This window comes from Streptococcus sp. 2_1_36FAA (assembly GCF_000161955.2).
Lineage (GTDB): Bacteria > Bacillota > Bacilli > Lactobacillales > Streptococcaceae > Streptococcus > Streptococcus gordonii.
In genome coordinates this window covers 303,695-324,743 of record NZ_KI391975.1, presented here as the reverse complement: position 1 = coordinate 324,743, position 21,049 = coordinate 303,695, and the positions used below count along the sequence as shown (strand labels likewise).

Annotated in this window: 21 protein-coding genes and 1 pseudogene; 5 read left to right on the top strand and 17 right to left on the bottom strand. The window is 37.3% G+C overall.

Features of this window, described 5'->3' with window-relative positions; translation table 11 throughout:
- Positions 1–3 precede the first annotated feature (3 nt).
- The 7 genes from HMPREF0847_RS06930 to HMPREF0847_RS06900 form a co-directional block, all read right to left on the bottom strand.
- Positions 4–738 (bottom strand): ABC transporter permease, encoded by a 735-nt coding sequence (locus HMPREF0847_RS06930; RefSeq protein ID WP_008809645.1) that lies wholly within the window; start codon positions 736–738, stop codon positions 4–6.
- 10 nt (positions 739–748) lie between these two features.
- Positions 749–1,624, bottom strand: a complete 876-nt coding sequence (locus tag HMPREF0847_RS06925) for an ABC transporter ATP-binding protein (protein WP_008809646.1) — start codon at positions 1,622–1,624, stop codon at positions 749–751.
- Between the two features lie 248 nt (positions 1,625–1,872).
- Positions 1,873–3,537, bottom strand: coding sequence for a DAK2 domain-containing protein (locus HMPREF0847_RS06920; protein WP_008809647.1), 1,665 nt, complete (start codon positions 3,535–3,537; stop codon positions 1,873–1,875).
- A 2-nt stretch (positions 3,538–3,539) separates the two neighbouring features.
- On the bottom strand, positions 3,540–3,905 hold the full coding sequence (locus tag HMPREF0847_RS06915; RefSeq protein WP_008809648.1) for an Asp23/Gls24 family envelope stress response protein: 366 nt from the start codon (positions 3,903–3,905) through the stop codon (positions 3,540–3,542).
- A gap of 174 nt (positions 3,906–4,079) precedes the next feature.
- Positions 4,080–4,268: a 50S ribosomal protein L28 gene (rpmB, locus tag HMPREF0847_RS06910; protein WP_001140948.1), complete on the bottom strand. Its 189-nt coding sequence runs from the start codon at positions 4,266–4,268 to the stop codon at positions 4,080–4,082.
- Positions 4,269–4,393: 125 nt separating this feature from the next.
- On the bottom strand, positions 4,394–5,062 hold the full coding sequence (locus HMPREF0847_RS06905) for a hypothetical protein (protein WP_008809649.1): 669 nt from the start codon (positions 5,060–5,062) through the stop codon (positions 4,394–4,396).
- Positions 5,063–5,067: 5 nt separating this feature from the next.
- Positions 5,068–5,514 (bottom strand): LytTR family DNA-binding domain-containing protein, encoded by a 447-nt coding sequence (locus HMPREF0847_RS06900; RefSeq protein WP_008809650.1) that lies wholly within the window; start codon positions 5,512–5,514, stop codon positions 5,068–5,070.
- 273 nt (positions 5,515–5,787) lie between these two features.
- Between HMPREF0847_RS06900 and HMPREF0847_RS06895 the strand changes: the two genes are divergently transcribed.
- Together HMPREF0847_RS06895 and HMPREF0847_RS06890 are read left to right on the top strand one after the other, a co-directional pair.
- Positions 5,788–6,051, top strand: a complete 264-nt coding sequence (locus HMPREF0847_RS06895) for a SemiSWEET family transporter (RefSeq protein WP_002902394.1) — start codon at positions 5,788–5,790, stop codon at positions 6,049–6,051.
- A 756-nt stretch (positions 6,052–6,807) separates the two neighbouring features.
- Positions 6,808–8,010: an IS110 family transposase gene (locus HMPREF0847_RS06890; protein WP_037622484.1), complete on the top strand. Its 1,203-nt coding sequence runs from the start codon at positions 6,808–6,810 to the stop codon at positions 8,008–8,010.
- A gap of 325 nt (positions 8,011–8,335) precedes the next feature.
- Here HMPREF0847_RS06890 and HMPREF0847_RS06885 read toward each other — a convergent pair whose 3' ends face one another.
- The 3 genes from HMPREF0847_RS06885 to HMPREF0847_RS06875 are packed head-to-tail and all read right to left on the bottom strand — an operon-like array spanning position 8,336 to position 10,709.
- The gene (locus HMPREF0847_RS06885) at positions 8,336–9,064 is read right to left on the bottom strand and encodes an ABC transporter permease (protein ID WP_008809653.1); all 729 of its coding nucleotides are present in this window, start codon (positions 9,062–9,064) and stop codon (positions 8,336–8,338) included.
- The gene (locus tag HMPREF0847_RS06880; RefSeq protein ID WP_008809654.1) at positions 9,061–9,801 is read right to left on the bottom strand and encodes an ABC transporter permease; all 741 of its coding nucleotides are present in this window, start codon (positions 9,799–9,801) and stop codon (positions 9,061–9,063) included. The genes HMPREF0847_RS06885 and HMPREF0847_RS06880 overlap by 4 nt, the downstream gene beginning before the upstream one ends.
- Positions 9,801–10,709 (bottom strand): ABC transporter ATP-binding protein, encoded by a 909-nt coding sequence (locus HMPREF0847_RS06875; protein ID WP_008809655.1) that lies wholly within the window; start codon positions 10,707–10,709, stop codon positions 9,801–9,803. The genes HMPREF0847_RS06880 and HMPREF0847_RS06875 overlap by 1 nt, the downstream gene beginning before the upstream one ends.
- A gap of 171 nt (positions 10,710–10,880) precedes the next feature.
- Between HMPREF0847_RS06875 and HMPREF0847_RS06870 the strand changes: the two genes are divergently transcribed.
- Positions 10,881–11,570: a response regulator transcription factor gene (locus HMPREF0847_RS06870; RefSeq protein WP_003703141.1), complete on the top strand. Its 690-nt coding sequence runs from the start codon at positions 10,881–10,883 to the stop codon at positions 11,568–11,570.
- The gene (locus HMPREF0847_RS06865; RefSeq protein WP_008809656.1) at positions 11,571–12,890 is read left to right on the top strand and encodes a sensor histidine kinase; all 1,320 of its coding nucleotides are present in this window, start codon (positions 11,571–11,573) and stop codon (positions 12,888–12,890) included.
- Here HMPREF0847_RS06865 and HMPREF0847_RS06860 read toward each other — a convergent pair.
- The 4 genes and pseudogenes from HMPREF0847_RS06860 to HMPREF0847_RS06845 all read right to left on the bottom strand — a co-directional run.
- Positions 12,869–13,227: pseudogene (locus HMPREF0847_RS06860) on the bottom strand (transposase); the annotation flags it as partial. The gene HMPREF0847_RS06865 and the pseudogene HMPREF0847_RS06860 sit on opposite strands and share 22 nt — an antisense overlap.
- 84 nt (positions 13,228–13,311) lie before the next feature.
- Positions 13,312–14,205: an alpha/beta hydrolase gene (locus HMPREF0847_RS06855; protein ID WP_008809658.1), complete on the bottom strand. Its 894-nt coding sequence runs from the start codon at positions 14,203–14,205 to the stop codon at positions 13,312–13,314.
- A gap of 318 nt (positions 14,206–14,523) precedes the next feature.
- Entirely contained in the window at positions 14,524–15,492 is a 969-nt protein-coding gene (locus tag HMPREF0847_RS06850; RefSeq protein WP_008809659.1) for an alcohol dehydrogenase catalytic domain-containing protein, read from the bottom strand.
- A gap of 2 nt (positions 15,493–15,494) precedes the next feature.
- On the bottom strand, positions 15,495–16,853 hold the full coding sequence (locus HMPREF0847_RS06845) for an MATE family efflux transporter (RefSeq protein ID WP_262349496.1): 1,359 nt from the start codon (positions 16,851–16,853) through the stop codon (positions 15,495–15,497).
- 88 nt (positions 16,854–16,941) lie between these two features.
- Between HMPREF0847_RS06845 and HMPREF0847_RS06840 the strand changes: the two genes are divergently transcribed.
- Positions 16,942–18,324, top strand: coding sequence for an aminotransferase-like domain-containing protein (locus tag HMPREF0847_RS06840; protein ID WP_008809661.1), 1,383 nt, complete (start codon positions 16,942–16,944; stop codon positions 18,322–18,324).
- A 202-nt stretch (positions 18,325–18,526) separates the two neighbouring features.
- Here the strand turns inward: HMPREF0847_RS06840 and HMPREF0847_RS06835 are convergent, their stop codons facing one another.
- From HMPREF0847_RS06835 to HMPREF0847_RS06825, 3 genes are read right to left on the bottom strand one after another with little or no spacing between them, the layout of a single operon-like run.
- Positions 18,527–19,504, bottom strand: coding sequence for a BtrH N-terminal domain-containing protein (locus HMPREF0847_RS06835; RefSeq protein WP_008809662.1), 978 nt, complete (start codon positions 19,502–19,504; stop codon positions 18,527–18,529).
- Between the two features lie 31 nt (positions 19,505–19,535).
- Positions 19,536–20,060, bottom strand: coding sequence for a PadR family transcriptional regulator (locus HMPREF0847_RS06830; protein WP_008809663.1), 525 nt, complete (start codon positions 20,058–20,060; stop codon positions 19,536–19,538).
- A gap of 10 nt (positions 20,061–20,070) precedes the next feature.
- A complete protein-coding gene (locus HMPREF0847_RS06825) occupies positions 20,071–20,703 on the bottom strand; it encodes a GyrI-like domain-containing protein (RefSeq protein WP_008809664.1) in 633 nt (210 codons plus the stop codon).
- Positions 20,704–21,049 lie beyond the last annotated feature (346 nt).

The window sequence follows — 21,049 nt, the reverse complement described above, 5'->3', positions numbered from 1 at the left end:
CTTTTATTTTACCTCAATTCGCTTTTTGAGTTGTAACACAAGAATGCTAACCAAAACTGTATAAATCAGAACAATCAAAGCTGCCTTGCCATTGAACTGATGGTGTTCTAAATAAGAAGACACAACCTGCATCAGTTGATAACTTGGTGTCAACTTACCGATTGGCTGGAGCCATTTAGGAAACATAGTCAGAGGGAACCACAAACCGCCCAAAACCGCTAAAGCCATATAAACGATATTGCCCACTACAGACATGAGCTGAGCACTTGGCAAGAGACTGACCAATACACCCATGGCAATAAAGACCACACTTCCTACCAGAAGGATCAAGGCAATAAGAAGCCAGTCCACCATTGGTAGATTAACTCCGCGAACAAAATGCCCAATTGAGAAAACTACAATGATAGAAAGCATAAAAGTCAACAGCGTACTGCAAAGTTTTGATATATAGTATTTTACCATAGAAATTGGAGAGTGCTGAATCATTTTTTGCCAGTTATTATTTTTATCAGACTGTAAAGTGCTTGGAATGCTAAAGAAGGCACTAGACATGATACTAAAAAGAGTCATAGAGAAGAGGTAGCCTCGAAGCACAGGTTCAGGCGTATCACTTCCAGACATCATTCCTGAGAAAATCAGGTAAAAGACGCTGGGCAGACCAATAGACAAGAGATAATAAGCTGCCTGCCGTTTCATCAAAATCAACTCAATCTTCATAAGACTTGCCATATTTTTCATGATTATTCTCCTATTCTTGTGTCGTTTCAAAAATACTATCCAAGAGGGTACGGTTACGTACTTCAATCTCTTCGATTGTACAGCCGTGTTCCTGAAGAACCTGCCAGACCTGTCCAGCATCTCTAGTAGCAAAAGATAAAGCCTTTTGCTTGATTTCTAAATCAGTCACATTATCCAGCTTTTCCAGCACAGACTGATAAGCCAGCGGCAAGGTAAAGTGTTTTTCCTGCTCCTCACTGCGCATGGCATAAGGCGTCGTATCCCGAATCAGCTCACCCTTGTGCAACACTAAGATCCGGTCTGCTGTATGCTCGACTTCTTCGATATAGTGAGAAGAATAAACAATGGTCACTCCCTGTTGCTTGAGCTGATCAACAATTTCCCAGAAATGCTGACGAGTGGATGTATCCATAGCTGAAGTTGGTTCGTCCAAGAACAGAATCTTAGGACGGCCAATCAGACTCAGAACAAAAGAGAAGAGACGTTTTTGGCCACCAGACAGCTTGCTGGCCAACTGATTCTTTTGCTTGTCTGTAAATTGCAGCAAGTCATCAATTTCTTGATTGGATAAACTATTTGGATAAATGGCTTGGAAGAACGTCAAGAGTTCCTTGACCTTCAAATCCTCCACCACTGTATTTTCCTGTGGTAAAATCGCTACCGACTGCTTTAGTTGGCTATCAGTTGGTTTGAGTCCCTGAATCCTTGCCTCACCTGCTGTCAGAAACTTATCGCCCAGCAAACAATCCATGAGAGTCGTTTTCCCTGCTCCGTTGGGACCAATCAAGGCCACACAGTCACCTTGAGAGATCTCAAACGAAATATCCTTTAAAATCTCCTTACCATGAATGCTTTTTGAAAGCTTCTTTACTTCAATCAGTTCCATTTTGCTCCTCCTTTGATTCGATAAAGCGCATGTGCATCTTTCCTTTATTTTTCCAAAACCGGAAGAAGAAAGACCAAATGCTTTTTGAATTCTTACAGCAACCTTTTATCATGTTGTTAACTATATTATAAGGGAAAGAAATTTTTCCTACTAGTTGATTTTGTCACCGTCTGACATGACAAATGTCATAACAAAAAAGACCGGAAATTTTCCGATCTTCTTTTTTAAGTATAAATTAGCAAGAAAGATTATTCTACACTAAAGAGGTATGGATAAACCGGTTGATTTCCTTGATGGATTTCAACTTCTACATCTTCATATTTTTCCATTAAATCTTGAGCTAGGTTATTGGCCAAGTCTTCATCCCCTTCTTCACCAATGTAGATTGTAACAATTTCACTGTCCTCATCTAGCATCTTTTCAAAGGTTTGAGTCAAGGTCGCAAACATATCTGGATTAGATACGACAATTTTTCCATCAACCATTCCTAGATTGTCATTTTCATGAATCTCAAGTCCATCAATCGTTGTATCACGGACAGCAGTCGTCACACTACCACTAATAACATCTGACAGAGAAGCTGTCATCCGATCATGGTTTTCTTCAATTGATTTACTTTCGTCAAAGGCAAGCAAGCTTGTCAGACCTTGCGGAATTGTACGCGTTTCGATGACAGCCGCTGGTTGCTCCAAGACTTCTGCTGCTGATTGGGCAGCCATGAAGATATTCTTATTATTTGGCAAGATAATGATATTGCGAGCATTGACCTGCTCAACAGCCTTAATGAAATCTTCTGTCGACGGGTTCATCGTTTGACCGCCAGATATAATGTAGTCAACACCTTGAGCTTTAAAGATTTCTGCCAACCCATCTCCCGCCACAACGGCAATGATAGCATATTCTTTTTCTTGAGCTGGTTTTGATGCATTTTCTTCTTTTTCAACTTGAGCTTCATGCTGGTTCCGCATGTTATCCACTTTCACCTTGACTAGGCTACCATACTTAAGTCCTTCTTGCATGACAAGGCCCGGATCTTCTGTATGAACATGGACTTTTACAATTTCATCATCATTAACGACCAACAAAGAATCCCCAAGCTCGTTTAGGTAGTTGCGGAATTCATCATAGTCAAAGTCTTTCACATAAGTTGGCCCTTGCTTCAAAGCAACCATAATTTCTGTACAATAGCCAAACTTAATGTCTTCGGTCGCAACATGACCTGCAACAGACTTGTGGTGCTCTGCATTGATCATTTCACTCATAGTAGCAGGAGTTGCCTGGAAGTCTTCAGAGGCAATGTACTCACCTGTCAAAGCAGATAAGAAACCTTCATAAATGAAGACCAAGCCTTGACCACCTGAATCCACGACACCAACTTCTTTTAAAACTGGTAACATATCTGGTGTTTTAGCCAAAGCAGTTTTAGCACCTTCAAGCGCTGCCTTCATAACCTCAACAGCATCATCTGATTCTTCTGCTTTTTTCTTGGCTCCGATTGCTGCACCACGAGAAACTGTCAAAATAGTTCCTTCAACTGGCTTCATGACAGCCTTGTATGCAACTTCTACACCTGACTGAAAAGCATGCGCCAAATCATGTCCGTCTAATTCCTCTTTTTCTTTCACACTTTGTGAAAAACCACGGAAGAGTTGAGAAGTAATAACCCCAGAGTTACCACGAGCACCCATCAAGAGGCCTTTGGCAAAAATACTAGCTACTTCACCCACTGTAGAAGCTGACTTGCTAGAAACTTCCTTTGCACCATTTTCAATAGTCATTCCCATATTGGTCCCTGTGTCACCATCTGGAACAGGAAAGACATTTAAAGAATTCACATATTCGGCTTGTTTATTCAGACGAGTTGATGCTGCCTGCACCATTTCTTGAAATAAACTAGTTGTAATATTTGTCACGATTATTCTCCTACGACCTTGATATTTTGAATATAGACATTCACCGTTTGTGCTGTGATGCCTAGTTGATTTTCTAAGCTAAATTTCACGCGCTCCTGAATGTTTTTTGAAACTTCACTAATCTTTGTTCCGTAACTAAGTACTGCAAAAACATCAACTGCAATGCTTCCTTCTTCTGTGGTTCTTACAACAACACCTTTTGAGTAATTCTCTTTACCTAAAAGAGCTTGGAAGTTGTCTTTAATTGCATTTTTGCTAGCCATACCTACTACACCAAAAATCTCAGTCGCTGCTCCGCCAACAATTGTTGCAATGACGTCATCAGTCAGCTCGATTTGGCCATCTTTTGTATTGATTTTTACAGTCATGACATGTACCTCGATAGTTTTTATAGTTTATTTTACCATATTTTAGACAGGCTGTAAAAGAGAAGGGCGGGAATAACTTAGAAAATCAACAATTAACATAGCAAAATACATCCAAACTTTTCTCTTTTACAATTCCAAAGAAAAAGAGCCTGATAGGCTCCTTTACCTTATTAATTAAACGCGTTCAACTTTACCTGATTTAAGGGCACGAGCTGAGGCCCAAACTTTTTTAGGTTTACCGTCGATCAAAACAGTAACTTTTTGAAGATTTGGTTTAACAGCGCGTTTTGTTTGGTTCATCGCGTGAGAGCGGTTGTTTCCTGATACAGTCTTACGACCAGTAAAGTAACATACTTTAGCCATTATCGTGTTTCCTCCTATTAGATCTAATATTACGGATGTGCTAGCACCACATACCTTCCTATATTACCAAAAAACTTGACGTTTGACAAGTACATTCTCCAAACTTTCGAAATTAATCCGTTTTCTTAAATATATATAATCTTTAATGAGCCGAAAGCAACGTCACCTCTGACATACAAAGTCTTTTCTTTCTCGTTGACATTGCGAGGATTAGTAACAGAACCAAAGGCATTATCTACTTCAATTTCTACTCGCCACTTACTTGGAACATACAGAGCCACGTTACCAAAAGATAAGTCTACCTCGAAGGTTGCGGACTCTCCCAAAATAGTCGCATTATCAAAATATACAGAAGCACTGCCAAAAGAACAATCTATTTTTTCATATGTGAAATTCTCTGAATGAATATAGCGTGTCCCAGTTCCAAATGCTATTTCGCCTTCTTTAGTAGACAAGGCTTTTTCCTTCCAAAAACGGCTAGAGGGCCAAATCGTCTTAGGTTTTAGAATTAAGCTTAAACCAATACAAGCTAAAACACTAGCAGCAAACAAGGTACCACTAGAAATTTGCAAGAAGTGGTAATGACTATTTGCAATGACTAAAGCAATGTACCCAAATATAAAGCCAGCAGCCATATTTCGCTTCAAAAAGTTCTCAATTGAAAAATAAGCAAAGCCGGCAATCACTGCAAGAGTCCAAATATTAATATTCAAATAAGGAAATCCAAACTGCCCTTGGAATAAAACCAATGCTGCTAGTCCAAGGAAGAGAATTCCAATCAATGTTTTTTTCATAATATTTACCTCGTTTCGTTTAACTTTTCTTTTAAAATTTGATAATAGTGTCGGGAAACGTGCACTTGTTTATGTGTGTCATAAAATTGAATAGTGCTGGTTCCCGAAAATGATTTATCCAAAGCGTAAATAGCCTTGGTATTGGCAATAGTAGACTTTGAAATGCGACAGAAATATACCGGAAGTCTCTCTTCTAATTCGTATAGCTTCAGTTTGACTTCATAAGCATCATCCCTGCTATGAGCATAAATTTTGGTAGCATCCGTCTCAAAAAATAAAATATTCTTCAAATCAACAAAATATTCACTTGTATCCTTATAGAAAGCTACCGGTTGACGGTTGGCTTGTTCAAGTGCTGCTTGAATCCGAGCCACCTCTTCACCATATTGAGCCGTTCGGATAACGACTTCAGTTTCTGCCATATCTGTATCAAGCTCAATCCTAATCTTCATAGCCACTCCTTTCCTTGCTTCTGACTTCATTATAGCAATTTTCAAAAAAGAAACAAGGTATTTTCAGTAAGTGGTTATTTTTGACAACTAAGTGGTTACTTACTCTCCTCAAAAAACTGTTAAGCAAACTTGATTTTTCAGCCAAGGCTCTATACTAAATTCGTTTAACATAAAAGCACGACTTACATTTATTGAATATCTGTCTTATTTTATGATCAAACGGATTTGAAAACTTTTTTCCTTCTGATATAATAGTTCCTCAGGAGGTACTATATGTCTAAACAAAAAATTAATCGCTTTGTCGGATCTATTGGAGCTTTTATTGGGATTCTTGTCTTTATTGCATATATTCCACAAATTATCGCTAACTTGCAAGGAGAAAAAGCTCAACCATTCCAACCACTATTCGCAGCAGTTTCTTGTTTAATTTGGGTAATCTATGGTTGGACCAAAGAACCTAAAAAAGACTGGATCCTTATCATTCCCAATGCGGCAGGAGTGATATTAGGCGGTCTAACTTTTCTTACTTCTTTATAAGAATTATATAAACAAAACCAGCAACCCATGAAAAAGTTGCTGGTTTTCTTTCTGCCGATTGCAAGCATTCTAGTTGTTTGGACGAACTAAACTCAACAATAATATGCCGAATTTAAAGCTAATTTAACTAAATTAGATTTCATATACAAATAGACTAAAATTCAATTTGGTACAAATTTGGTACAAATAAAACTTTTCGTAAAACCTGGTTTGGAAAGTATGAGTTTTAATTGGATTAAAAACAGCGTAATATCAAGGCTTTTCAGAATGATATCTACTGATTAATTTCATAAAATTTGAATCAATATTTTTTAAATAGGGGAATAGTTTAGTTCTGTAAGTATTAAAATAATACACCTACAAAGCTTATTATATCAGATTTCCCCGTTTTAGAAAAATAAATAGAGATTAAAACAATATCTAGATTTTCCAAAAATTCTTTGTCAAAACTCATGAAAAGGAATTCAACCATCCATATCATCTAAGGAGGATAGTCAAGACAACGGTATGAAACATACTAAGATTAGTAGTGAAGAAATCTCCGACGCGAGAGAGTACTCACTACTTTTTCTTTATGTTAAAGTAGTGGTGTCTTGTAAAGTCGTAGTGCTCTATGGCGCTAGACGTCGTTTGACAAACTGGCAAGACACCTTGTTTTAGGTGGAGTTTGATCAAAGTATGTGGGACGCTAAACGTCGCGTATTGAAAATAAAATCATTAAAACATGGAATTATTCAAGACAAAAGAGGTAATGTCATGCGTGCAGTATTTGGAATTGATGTCAGTAAAACAAGTTCTGAGGTGGCCATTTTAGTCAACGGTGAGAAGGTTCATGGCTACACCATACTCAATGATGCCATTGGATTCAATCGCCTGTTGGGGGACTTGAAAACTGTTCATAACCCTAAGATTATATTTGAGGCTACAGGCGTCTATTCTCGACGTCTTCAAGCCTTTCTTGAGGAATATAGTTACGCTTACACACGGCTAAATCCACTGGAAGCTAAGAAGCAATTGGACAGTCTGCGAGTTCGTAAAACAGATAAAATTGACGCTGAAAAGTTGGCTAAATCTCAGCTTGTGCACAATCGTAAACCAACTTACGTGCAGGAAGAAGTTTATCAACACCTGCGTGATTTAAGCCGTTTCTATCAAAATATGACAGAAGATCTTGTTCGAACTAAAAACCGTCTACACAAGGTCCTACAAGTCACATTTCCTGAATTGGAAAATCTATTATCCACACCTACTGAAGAGCAATATTGGAACTTAGTGATGGCTTTTCCGTGCAAAGAGTTTGTATTAAGCCTATCTCAAAGTAACTTGTGTGAGATTATCCGTCAATCTACCTCCAAACGCATCTCTGAAAAGCGTATTGCTTACCTGACTGATAAACTTATAAAACTCGCTAAACAATCTTTTTGTGCGGTCAAGAAAACCTCTCCAATGCTTGAAGAGGTTCGTTACTATGCTCAAGAATTGCTTCGTCTTTCTGAACGCAGACAAGTTGTCTTAAACGACATGGTAGCTCTAGCTCAGCCTTTACCAGAGTATGACATCTTACGGTCAATTCCTGGCATCGCAGAAACCACAGCGACATCTATCATTGGCGAATTGGGAGATATTCGTCGCTTTCAGTCTACCAATCAAATCAACGCTTTTATTGGCATTGACCTGAGACACTATGAATCTGGGAACTTTCTCGCCAAGGAACACATCACTAAACAAGGTAATCCCTATGCCAAAAAAATCTTATTCAAGTGCATTCACAACATAGCTTCAGCTAGTCATACCAATCCCTGCCATATCGCTGACTTTTATGAGAAACGAAAAAGACAATCGACAATAGCTTCAACTAAGCCACATACGATTGCCTCTATACATCGTCTCATTCGAACAATGTATTACTTCATAACGCATAACAAACTTTACGATTACTCTTTGACCCAAAATCGATAAGGCTGTCTATGCCGTATTATTGTAACCCCTTGTTTCAAAAAATACCAGATGAGGTGTTTTTTTAGCATGCCCATTTATAGATTAAAAAGTGTTAAAAATAAGACAGTAACCTCAGAATAGATACTGTCTTATCTCTTTTTTTACTTAAAGCCTTGATAGACTTGACAAATGGTAGAAAAGAGCCTAAAAAAGTAAACCAGTCTCATACGAAACTGGTTTATGATATATCCTTATTAAATCTCTACACTTTTTATTTGCTGATCATTAATTGTATAACAATTACGATAGTTCTTTGCTTTTTTCATGTTTTTCACTATAAATGAGATTAAATAAATCCCTTTTTAAGCTGTCTAACTGCTAAGGTATAGAAGACAAAAATATAAGCACCATTGACAACTAAGAAAAGGATAAATTCAGATAAGGTAAAAGGGACTAAGGAACGAGCTCGATCACCAACAGCAATCTGAGCATAAGGGAAAATTCTAAAAAGACCTTGTCCAATAAAGAGGGTCATAAGCCCTGCTATAGCCAAAATAGCTGATATAAGAATAGGCACTGCGAAATTTTTTAAGCGAATACTAAGAAAAATTTGAATGGTGACAATAGTAATGGTTGCTAGCCAACCTGTGATAGACCAAAGCAAAAAGTCCAGTAGATAATTTGCAAAAGGTACCTTCAAAACCAAAGCGCTGATAATATAAAAGAGGAGAGCTATCAGTTGACTAATAGCCATGACTAGTGACAAGCTGGTGATTTTTGATAAAACGATACGATTGGCTTTAACTGGAATACTTAATAAGCGCTGCCAGTTTTTATTATTTTCCTCGAATTGACAACTGATGGAACAGATAATCCCGATCAGAATAGGAGTAAATATCTGCGAGGAATAGAAAACTGTTTGTCCCCAAAGGACGTGAGCTTGTGTACCATCTAGGAGCACCTTTCGATTGAGAGCGTAAATCATTGCTCCCAATAAGGACCCAACAAGGTTAAAGAAGATTAGCGTTATCGGAATAGCACTTTTTTTGATTTTTTTAAATTCAAAAATAATCATAATAGATCCGCCTTTCCAATGAGTTTTTTACTGGCAAAGATGCTTAAAAAAATGATAAGCAATAATACGACTAATTTAAAGGGATAAGCATTATCGTATTGAAAAAGATAAGTGTTAGTTCCAGCCACCCGTTTAGCGATTCCCATCATAGAGAAATATTGCCAAGGAATGAAAATACGAATAGGAACTGGTAACGCACCGATACCTATAAATGACAGGAAGGAACCAATTAAGCCTGTTACTACTGTCACACTTGGCTTTGGATAGATAAAAGCTAAGCAAAGATGTAAACAAGACAGAAAGAGACAAACCAAAAAAGTTGTGAACAAAAAGAGACTCAATGAAACAGGTGTCACACTGACCTGCATGCCTTGAATAATAAATTTCAGAAAAAGCGTTTGAATCAAACTGACAACAAAGGCAAAAATAGCCATCACAGTCAATTTAGCTTTAAAAAGTTGCCAAGGACTTTCGTTACTGGTTTGCAAGAGTTTAAAAGTTTTGCCTAGATGTTCCAATTCCAGTAGTCTAGACGCTAAAACTGCAATGAAAAGTGGCAAAATAAAATCATTCAAGTAAGTCATGGTATAAATGGCATTATAGGCCTCATGTGTTTTAGGTAATTCATATTTGATAACAACGCTACTCCAAATCAAGCCCACTGCTACAATAGCAATCAAGGATAGCAAGAAAGACCGTCTTTTTAGTTTGATAAATTCTAATTGTAAATTTAGCATTACAAAACACTTCCTTCCCGTCCTGTCATATCAAGGAAAACATCTTCCAGCGATCGACGAATCATACGAACTTGATAAATATCAACATTATTTTCAACTAAGAGTCGAATAGCAGTAGCTATATTAACTTTATTGTTATCGTTGATAATCAATTTTGGGTCATCATCCAAATTAAAACCATTGAACATTAGTATTCTTTTAGCAGTTACATCATCACTGGTCTCAAACAGATATTTTTCATCTTCTTCAAGGTCAGATAGGTGGCCTTCAAAAAGTAATTGACCATGATTGATAATGCCAACAGTTGTAGCCATCTGTTCAATTTCTGAAAGAATATGGCTAGAAACGATGATAGTCATATCGTATTTTTGTGGTAAAGACTTGATAAGCTCACGAATTTCTTGAATACCGGCAGGGTCTAAACCATTAGTTGGCTCATCCAAAATCAGTAATTTAGGAAATTTAACAATAGCTAACGCAATTCCTAAACGTTGTTTCATGCCTAGTGAATAGTTTTTAACTAGCTTGTCTTTTTGATCGAAAAGTCTGACAATCTTTAAGACTTCATCAATATTTCTTTTTGGTAATTTAAGCAATTTTTGGATAATTTCAAGATTTTCATAACCGGTCAGATTAGCATAGTAAGAGGGCTCTTCAATGAGGGAACCTACATTTGAGAGGAGTGATATTTGATTGCTATTAAAGGTTTTTCCAAAGAGCTTAATGGAACCGTGGCTTGGTTGCAACAATCCTAAAAGCATTTTCATAGCAGTACTCTTACCAGCACCATTTGGTCCCAAAAAACCATAAATTTCATTTTTTCTAATATGAATAGAGAGCTGATTAACGGCTACTTCACCTGAAAAATCCTTACTTAATTGGTTGGTTTCAACGATATAATTGTTCATTTGTTTTCTCCTTTAAAAATCTTAGAGTGATGTTATATCCTTTCGCTATTTTCATTATAATGAACCTCCTTTATTTTAACCTGTTCATTACCTTAATTCTTCCTTAATTTTTACTTTAAAGTCCTTGACCAAGGAAGCAATGTGTTATACTAGTCTTGTTGAGGTAATAGTATGAATTATAAAGAAAAGAAGATCTTAATTTTAGACGATAACCCAGAAATTTTAGAAATAGTGCAAGAATCATTGAGCATTGCTGGGTTTAGCAATCTAACAAGTGTACAATCACAAAAAGAAGCTTTGGAGCAATTTGAAGAAAAATCTTTTGATTTAGTTATTTTAGACATTATGCTGCCTGAAGGATCAGGATTTGAAGTTTTAAAGGGCATCCGTAAGACTTCAATGGTTCCTGTTTTGTTTTTGTCAGCAATCTCCGATATAGAAAAACAATATCAGGGCTTTGAGTTAGGGGCAGATGACTATATTATCAAGCCTTTCCGTCCAAGAGATTTGGAGTTGCGTATTCTTTCCATCCTAAAAAGAGCCTATCCCGAAAAGGAAGATACCCTTGTTTTACCTGCTTGCCAGGTATATTTTAGCCAAGCCTTGATTACCAAAGGAAAACTAGAGATTCAGCTGACAGCTAAGGAATACAGTATTCTTAAGGTCTTATATGATAACAAGAATCGCATTGTCACTTTTGACCAACTCTTAGAAAAGGTCTGGGGATTACAATACCAAGGCTATGATAATACCCTAATGGCTCATATTCGTAAGATTCGACAAAAGATTGAAGCCAATCCTTCTAAACCAGAAAGCTTAATAACGGTTAAAGGTTTGGGTTACAAACTAAAGGTGAATTAAATGGATACCGTTAAATTTTTTACTAAGTTATTAACCAGGTATGTTCTATTAATCTTGGCTTTAATCATAGGACTTGTTTTTGTTTATGGTTTGGTTTTCTCAGCCTATTTTAGTTTCTATGGAAAGGAAAAACCGGAACTACTTTACACTAAAATCGCTCAATCGAGTCAAGAGAATAATTTCAATTTTGATAAAAGCAGCAAAATTGAAATGGATAAACAAAATACTTGGGCTATGGTACTGAATCAAGATGGCAATATTGTCCAATCTTATCATTTACCTAAAGGACTCAAAAGGCATTATACGAATGCTGATATGGTTAAATTTTCACGTTGGTATTTAGAAGATTACCCTGTTTTCTCCTATGTACGTGGTCAGCAAATTTTAGTTTTGGGCTATCCTAAAAAGCATTCCTTAGCAAAATTTAATTTCTATGCTAATACGCAATTTATTAGGAATTTTCTCAGTTTGGGACTTGTTTTCTTGGGTATTATTCTTTTACTTATTTTTATTCTTTTGAGCCGATCAAAGTTGCGTATTAAAAAGGAGATGGAGCCGATTATTACTGCTGTCACTTCTTTATCTCAAGGTCAAAATATCGTTCTTAAAGAAAAGGGAAATTTCTCTGAAATTAAGACGGCTCTCAATGAAACATCTCATATTTTGGAAGAAAGCAACACGATGAAAGAGCAATGGATTAGAGGGGTCAGTCATGATTTACGCAATCCTCTTATGCTCATATCAGGTTATAACAGTCAGTTAGAGCAGCAATATGGCAAAGGAAAGCAGACAGAGGAAATTGAAAATCAGATTCAAACTATGAAAGAAATGATTTCTAATCTCAATATGAGCTACTTATTGGATAACCAAAAGCGTCACTCCGAATTTTCCAATCTTGATTTGGTTGCTGTCCTACGAACAGTAATTGCCGATATATTGAATAATTATGAAACAATTACACTTCATTTTGATTTGCCTGCCGAGACAGTGTTGGTAAAAGGAGAGGTAACTTTATTAGCAAGAGCTTTTAGAAATCTCTTGCTTAATAGTATTATGCACAGCGGCTCTAACCAGATTGATCTGACTTATCAATTATCTGATAATAAAGTGCTCATCGTCATTGCGGATCAAGGAGATATTACAGCTCAAAAAATTACTGAGCTAAATCAAAAATCAACTAATTATGAATCACATGGTATGGGAACAGTTATCACCAAACAAATTGTTAAATTACATCAAGGTGAAATTGTTTTTTTGGACAATCATCCAGGCTTAAAAGTCACCATTTCTTTACCTTTAGTAGCTGAAGCGATGTTGTGAATGCACTTGAACGAGATTTTTCTGGCATAGGGATTCCCTCGTTTAGTGATGTGTTCCTTGGCGAGAAAGTTCCCAGATTCATAGTGTCTCAGGTCAATGCCAATAAAAGCGTTGATTTGATTGGTAGACTGAAAGCGACGAATATCTCCCAATTCGCCAATGATAGATGTCGCTGTGGTTTCTGCGATGCCAGGAATCGAGCGTAAGATGTCATACTCTGGTAAAGGCTGAGCTAGAGCTACCATGTCGTTTAAGATAACTTGTCTGCGTTCAGAAAGACGAAGCAATTCTTGACCGCACAAAAAGATTGTTTAGCGAGTTTTATAAGTTTATCAGCCTGCTCTGGCTTATCCGCTTTATCCTTTTAGGGCATTAGAAAACGAGACTTTGATGTATGCAAAGTCTCGTTTTTTGATATTCTTTAATTTAAGTCTAATACCTGATTGATAAAGTTTATACACAATTTTTTCCAAATTGCTAACTCTTTATAGTCTGAAAATTCTGTCTGTGTATTTTGATTAATGACAGATAAACCGTGTTCTCCCATCGCAAACATGTGCAATTCATATAAAACAGCATTATCTTTTAGTTTTTTTGCATAGTCCAAGAGAGCATTGTTATAGATGCAGTCGTCATTTTGCATACCCCAAATGAAAGTGGGAACGGTATCTGCGGAAATATGTTCTATCGGGCTGTGTTCTTGCAGATTTTCTCTGATTAGCTCTTTGCCCACGACCGTTTTCAGAGCCCCAGTTAAAAAGTCTAGCTTGGGCATGGGAGATAATTTTGTTGGCCGCTGATTATCTGGATCCGCCACAACACTATCATATTGATAGCTGAAGTCTAATAAGGGATAAGATAAAATTACTAAAGTTGGTCTTATTTTTTCCTTTGGATAGTTAAAATAGTCTTGCAAAATAGACTCATTCCAGCGATTAGCCAAGGAAGCGCAGTGAGTAGCACCTGCAGAAAAGCCAATAAGAATAATTTTATCTGGATCAATATTCCATTGCTGCGCTTTTTCTCTTGTTACTAACAGCATTTTCGCTAGATCATAAAGGGGAGTCGGGTAGCTACTATCTTTGCCAACTGTATAATCAAGCGTGATAGCTTGAAAGCCTTTATTAAGAAAATAAAGCGCTACTGGTTCCTTCTCCCGGTCTGTTATTTTAAAGAAACCGCCCCCACCGCAGATAATCGCAGCTGGGCGTGGATTATGATTCTTAATATCTGGCGTTTCCTCCACTAAGTAGGCTGTATAAGTAACCGAGCTTTTATCAGCTCCTGACCAAAGTTCATATGTGTTAATTTTCATGAGAATTCTCCTTTAACTAAGATACAAAAGGGCGTAAAGAAAACCAAATAAAAATAGGAGAGTGACGGAGAGTCTGCAAAGACTCAAGGAGCTCTGTCTTTTTTACTAGGTTTTTAGCCCGTGTTCAATCACAAGATACAAAGGGCGTAAAAAGCGACTAGAATTTTAGGCAAGTGATGCTAAAGCACCTAATAAACTGTGCAAGGGAAAGGGGTCTTGGCATAGCCAACAAGTCTTACTCCCACCCACTGAGCTATTGGGATAGGTGGCACATCATAATATGATTTCTTTTTCCCGAGCTTTTGATATCCTCAGTTGCTACGGTACTAAGACAATTTTTCGCTTTTCTTTTTTATTATCCAGTAATCGGTGGGCCTCTGCTGCCTCGTCAAATGATTTAATAACAATATCATCTTCTAAAAGCAAGTTGTCCTTAAAGGCTTTATTCAAAAGTCTTCCTGCCATTTGCAACTGACTTAAACTGGCCTGACTGATAACAAAACCTTTGATTTGCTGACAGTTCATATAGAGTTGCTGGGCATCAAAGGCACTCATCCGAGGAGCTGTTATGAGGGTTATGACACCCTTTAAAGCCAGTAAATCAATATTAGTCTGTAAAGCTATCTCCCCAGAAGTGTCAATAATATGATCAAAACCTGTTGAAAATTGCTCTGTCAGCTTCTGAAAAAGCCTGTCATCATGGTAATCAAAGCAGGCAGAACTCCCACTTTCCCGCAATTTTGAAAAGTCCTTACAATTCGAGGTAGTAACAACCTTTGCACCTGCTTCATGGGCAAGACAAAGCAGTTTGCTGCCTACATGGCCTGCTGCCCCTTCAATTAATAAGGTTTGACCTCTTGCCAGCTGCATAACATCCTGCAAAACGATGGCCGCAGTCGCAGCAGAGTGAACAGCTCCAATGAGTCTTACTGGATCGGCTCCTTCAGGAACTGAGAAAAGCCTTTCTGCCGGGATTAAAGCATACTCACTAGTAACTCCCTGCCTGCCATCATAACCCATACTATTGGTCCAGACTAAATCACCATCGGCAAATTGGCTAACGTCATCACCAACGCTGACCACCTCGCCAACAGCATCCCGACCGAGAATATAAGGTTGAGGCAACTGGGTCTGATAGAGTCCCGAGCGAATAAAGGTATCAACATAATTGACCGAAACTGCCAAAACTTTGATGAGAACTGTTTTAGGTATCACCTCTGGGACAGGCAAATCACCAATTTGGATGACTGAAGGGTCTCCCTGCTCATAAACGTAAACTGCTTTCATTTCTACTCCTTTCTCTCAACATATTTTGAGATACTAATAAAATAAATTAATCTCATTAAGAAGCCTGCAAACCATCCAAAAGGGGCTGCTAACCAGATACCGTTAAAACCTAGTTCTGTATGGGATAAGCAGACAGCTAACGGAACCTGCAACAGACAAAAGGTAGTGACAGAAGCAATTAATGGCAATAGGGATTTCCCATATCCCAGTAATAGACCATTCAACACCTGCATAGCGCCAAAAACAAAGTAAAAAATAGATACAATTCGTAAATAGCCTTTTCCAATCTGAACAATTGCCTTCTGATGATTAAAAATAGCAATAAAATGAGGAGCAAAACTGTAAATAAGTGCAGAAATAGCAATCGAAAGCCCCAAACTTATTATTAAAGCGCTCTTACCACCTTTTGCAATCCGCTTTTGTTCACCTGCTCCTTTATTTTGAGCTGTAAAATTCATAAGAGCCTGACCTAAATTAATAGCAGGCATTTCTACAAAAGCATCCACTTTGGAAGCGGCAGTATAAGCAGCAATCGCATTTGCTCCAAAACCATTAACTAAAAATTGGATAACCAAAAAACCTAAACTGATAAAAATTTGCTGTAACATGGCAGGAAGCCCGATAGCCAAAGAAGTTTTTAAAATATTGACTTTCCACCTTAAATGACGAAGATTAGGAGCTAATTTAGGATAATACCTATACATATAGCACAAACAGACCACAAAGGAAAATCCCTGTGCAAGTACAGTCGCTAGAGCAGCGCCGATAACACCGTAAGTAAAAATTTTTATAAAAATAACGTCTAACAAAACATTTAGAAAAACTGAACTAATCAAAATAAAAGTCGGTGTTTTAGAATCCCCCAAACCTCTTAAAACATTGGCTAGAGTATTATAAGCAAAAAGGAAGGGCAAACCTAACAAAATAGTCTGTAAATAAGCATTTGCATCGGATAACAAACCAGCTGGAACATTTAAGTGCTCTAAAAAAACAGGAGAGTAAAGTAGGCCAAAGATCATTAAAAAGAAAGAAAACAAGCAGATAAAAATAAGGTTTGTGTCAACGACCTCTTTCATATTTTGATTTCTTTTAGCGCCATAAAGTTGGGAAATAATAACACTTGCACCAATAGACATCCCTGTAGATACTGAGACTGTCAGCGCCACTATTTGAGTACTAGAACCGACAGCTGCAAGTTTTTCAGCCCCTAAAAAATTACCAACGATAGCAGTATCTGTAACATTATAAAGCTGCTCAAATAAGTTTCCTAAGAAAATAGGGAGAGCAAAAACAAAAAGCCCTTTTAATTCACTTCCCTTTGTTAGGTCAGTCATTTTAAACTCCTTTAAAAATGATATAATAAAGCATACAATCCATACAATTATTATAAAGGAAAACTCTTTGACGAGGACCGATAAGATTGTATGACAGACAATTTAAGGAGAGCCTATGTCTATTAATTCGTTTGAAAATTACCCTATGACTTGGAAGCCTGACAGAAATTTACTAAAAACACCCCTGTATTTTCATTTAGCCCAACTCTTGGAACAAGACATCAGGGCAGGACGCTTACCTTTTGGAACTCAGCTTCCGCCACAGCGAGAATTGGCAGATTTTTTGGACATTAATTTAAGCACTGTCACAAGAGCATTTAAAATTTGCATGCAAAAGGGGCTCATTCATGCCGTAATTGGCAAGGGGACTTTTGTCTCATCTCAGCCTCCTCTTCCTTTATCAGCCTTTAAAAAGGACGAGACTTGTATCCGTCTCAGTGTCTTATGCTCCTATTATCAACTGAATCATATCGTATCCGATGTATCTAGAAAATTGATGCAGAGCCAATCAGTTGATCAGCTGTTTGAATTTGATGCCGGTCAAACGGAACAGGAGCAAAAGCAAAAAATTACTGCTCAAAACTGGCTGCAAAAATTTCAAGTTCAAACTTCTGTTGACAATATCTTGCTGGCTGATGGCACCCAGAACGCTTTAGTCATCGCATTTTTGACTCTCTTTAAAGCTGGCGATAAAATTGGAGTAGACACTTTTACCTATACAAATTTTATAGCTCTTGCTAATCAATTCCAGATTGAGCTGGTGCCTTTAAAAAGTGACAAAGAAGGAATACTCATTCAAGATTTAGTAAAAACACTCAAACAGCAGAAACTCAAGGCCCTTTATTTGGTTCCGACCTCTAATAATCCAACCGCTGTCAGCCTGTCCATGAAGCGCCGAAAACAGTTAGCAGAGCTTATTGTCAAAAAACAGCTGCTGCTGATAGAAGATGATACCTATGCTTTTATAAATGCTAAAGATACACCACCTTTTGTTCAGCTCATTCCCCAACATACGATTTACATTCATGGACTGTCTAAGTCTCTATTTTCCGGTCTGCGTGTGGCGTATATGGTTGTTCCTAATCATTTGCAGCCTCAATTTACAAAAACTGCTGACACTCTTAACACTCATATCCCCTTGCTTAATGCTAATATCGTCAGCGAGCTAATTGTCAGCGGTAAAGCCGATGAGGTTATTGAAAGAAAAAAAGCATTAGCTCAAGAACGCAATGCTTTGTACCGTCAGTATTTTCCAAAATCAGCTGCTGCCAATCCTTACGTTTTATTTCAATGGCTGCCTTTGCCTGAGCACATAAATGGGTATGACTTTGAAGAATTGGCCAAGAAAAACGGTGTGGAAATTTTATGTGCAGAACGCTTTCTGGTAGGAGGAGCAACAGAACAATCATTTCTTCGTGTAGCCACCTGTTCACCAGATACAACAGAAGAGTTAGAACAAGGCCTTAAGTTACTAAAAAAGCTGCTGCCTCTTGCATAGTATAAGAATCCCAAAATGCTCCTTAAGTTTTCTTTAAAAAGAGAAATTTTTTATTGACCTTCACATGATGTCAAGCTGTAAAATAGACGAAACAACAGGAGGAAGACTTATGAAAATTGGGGAAGTCTCAGATTTAACAAATATCAGCATGAGATCACTGCGCTATCATGAAGAAAATAACATAAATAATTATCTTGTATTACTAGAAATTTGCTAATATATACATAGCTTCCTTTTCCTGTACCGAGATTTTCTTCATCATTTCTGAAGCTTCTAAAATATAATATCTGTCTTTAGTATCAGATATTTTTTTGAATATAGCAATAATCGTCTCCCAATTCTTGGCAATCTCTATAAAATCCAAATAAGCTGTTTTAATATTGTAATTATTTGTTATAGTATATGCCTCTTCTAGAAAATCGCGATATAAATTTCTAAATATTGCACCACCTGTTCCTGCCCTTTCCATTAACATGGCAGTCATCTTAAAATCTTCTTCAATACTCTTTGAATTATTAAACCATTTGAGGATTTCATCACTTGTTTTATAAATACCTTTATATGCTAAGTTCTTTATTGCTGGATTTAAGTAGGTTACTGCATTGCTATGAATTGCTTTCATGATAGCTTCCTTTAAGGGTATTAGTTCTTTTCCCTTTTCAATTGTATAAAACAAATTCTTAGACGACATAGAACCTTTTTCACTCCGTGCCTGCTCTAAACTTTTTAGAGAAGTTATCACTTCACCTCCTTGTTGGGCAGTATCTACTAAAAAAGCATCTTTGTCATCATATCCAATTATAGCAACATAGTGCCCTGCAAAATGGATTGGATTAGTAAAATATTCCAAGTGGTAGCAATCTAATTTTAGACCAACCGCCTTACCTCTATCTAATAATCCTTTGACAGATTTCCATGCTTTATCCTTTGAAGAAGTTTCTTTTACCTCAAGTTTTAATCCTAAATTTTTTGCTATATTTTGTGTCAGTAAATCAGGTTTAATTCTCCCACCTATGAATGGCATATTCATGGTTTTCATATTCCATAGAACAAATCCCAGACCTTCTCCTAAACCAAATAACATCGGCTCACTTAATTCAATACCAAGTTGGTTCAAGAGAGTTCCTGTTGCGGTAGATTCACAATGCTGTCCTATGAACGGTTTTATATCTAACTTCATATACTATCCTCTGAAAAATTTTCAAATTTCATTATAGTTGCAAATCCTCTATTTCAGATTCTAACCAATTTAATTCTGCTTGGAGCATGGTCATGCCTAAACTGAATAATTGCTGGGCAGAGCGCGGTGCAAAACCTTCCCTTACTTCTTGTAATTTCAAGACCTGCAAGTCCTCTTCTAAAACTTTCTTACGTGCCTTGAAAGCTTGTAACAAATCCTTTGGTGACATATTTTGACTATTAGCCAAGGCAGTCATGAAATGTGAATTGGCTGGTTGGCGCTCTAGCAAACGCTGTTTGGTTTTTTCTGCCAAAACTGTTAGTCCTAAGTCTGTAATGGCATACTCTTTTTTCTCCTTTCCTTTTGCTGGTGCACTTTTAGCAAGCTCTTTTTTCTCCAGTTTATCAAGGACATAGTAAATCGAAGAGAAACCAACCTCGGTCCACCGCCTCATCTCCCTGTCTTCAATTAGCTTTTCAATTTGATAACCATGTCTAGGCTGCTCTGCCAATAGTCCTAGAATCAACTCTTCTGTTAAAGATGTCTTAATGCTCATTTTTTACTCCCTACTTCTTTTTGATGGGATGACGAATAATTGTTTTTAGCTTATCTGGCGCCACTTTACGGACATCACCAATATAGATTTCATGGTGCATACGTTCATCGGTAATATCCAGTTGATATCCCTCTTCCTCCATGTAAGCATGCATGCGTTCAACTGTTGCAGGCTCGTCATTGTAGGAACCGATATGCAGACATTGAACACACAACCCCTCATCATAGGTAAAATATTCAACCTTAGAAAAATCTATTTTCTTCTTGACGGTCGTTTGCGCGACTGCCCAGTCAAAATCTTCCTTACTGACAAAATCAGGTAAGCGAAGAATGGCGATAAAATGAAAATCACTCTTACGATTGTAGTCAGCACCTGTGACTCCCTCTTGCCACCAGAATCCTTCCAAAGGTGGGACAACAAAATCGAAATAACCGTCCATCTGGTAATCTGTCTTCTTGCTCATTTTAATGGCATAGGCCAGCGGATAAAGTAAACTGATAGCTTGCTTATATTCGCCACCTTCTTCATTAGGATCACCTTGTCCCCGAACTGCCAAAAAGTTCATTTTAGGAACCTTGACAATCATTGGATTAGTCTTTGTCGGATAAAGTTCCTTCAACTCTTTTTTGAAATCAAATGCCATGATATTTTCTCCTTTTGTTAATTTTATTCTAGTGTTAGAATATTAATCAACTATATTCTAACACTAGAATATAGTTTTGTCAAGAAAAGTGAAAATTAGTAATCAATGTGCCCACTAAAAAGTTGTCACACTGACACTATAAAGACCACTTATTTTACAATCTTCCAATTCCCCCTCGTTCTTTTCAAGCATCAGTCTGAACTATGATACCTGCGTTGATTTGGTCTGTGGGTCAAGATATTTAACTGCTAATACTACTAGACCTAGAGCCTTCTCAAATTCATCACTTTGTTTTAAATTATTGTCAAAATAGGCTTTTCTACCTGCCAAACTGTATGCAATATCT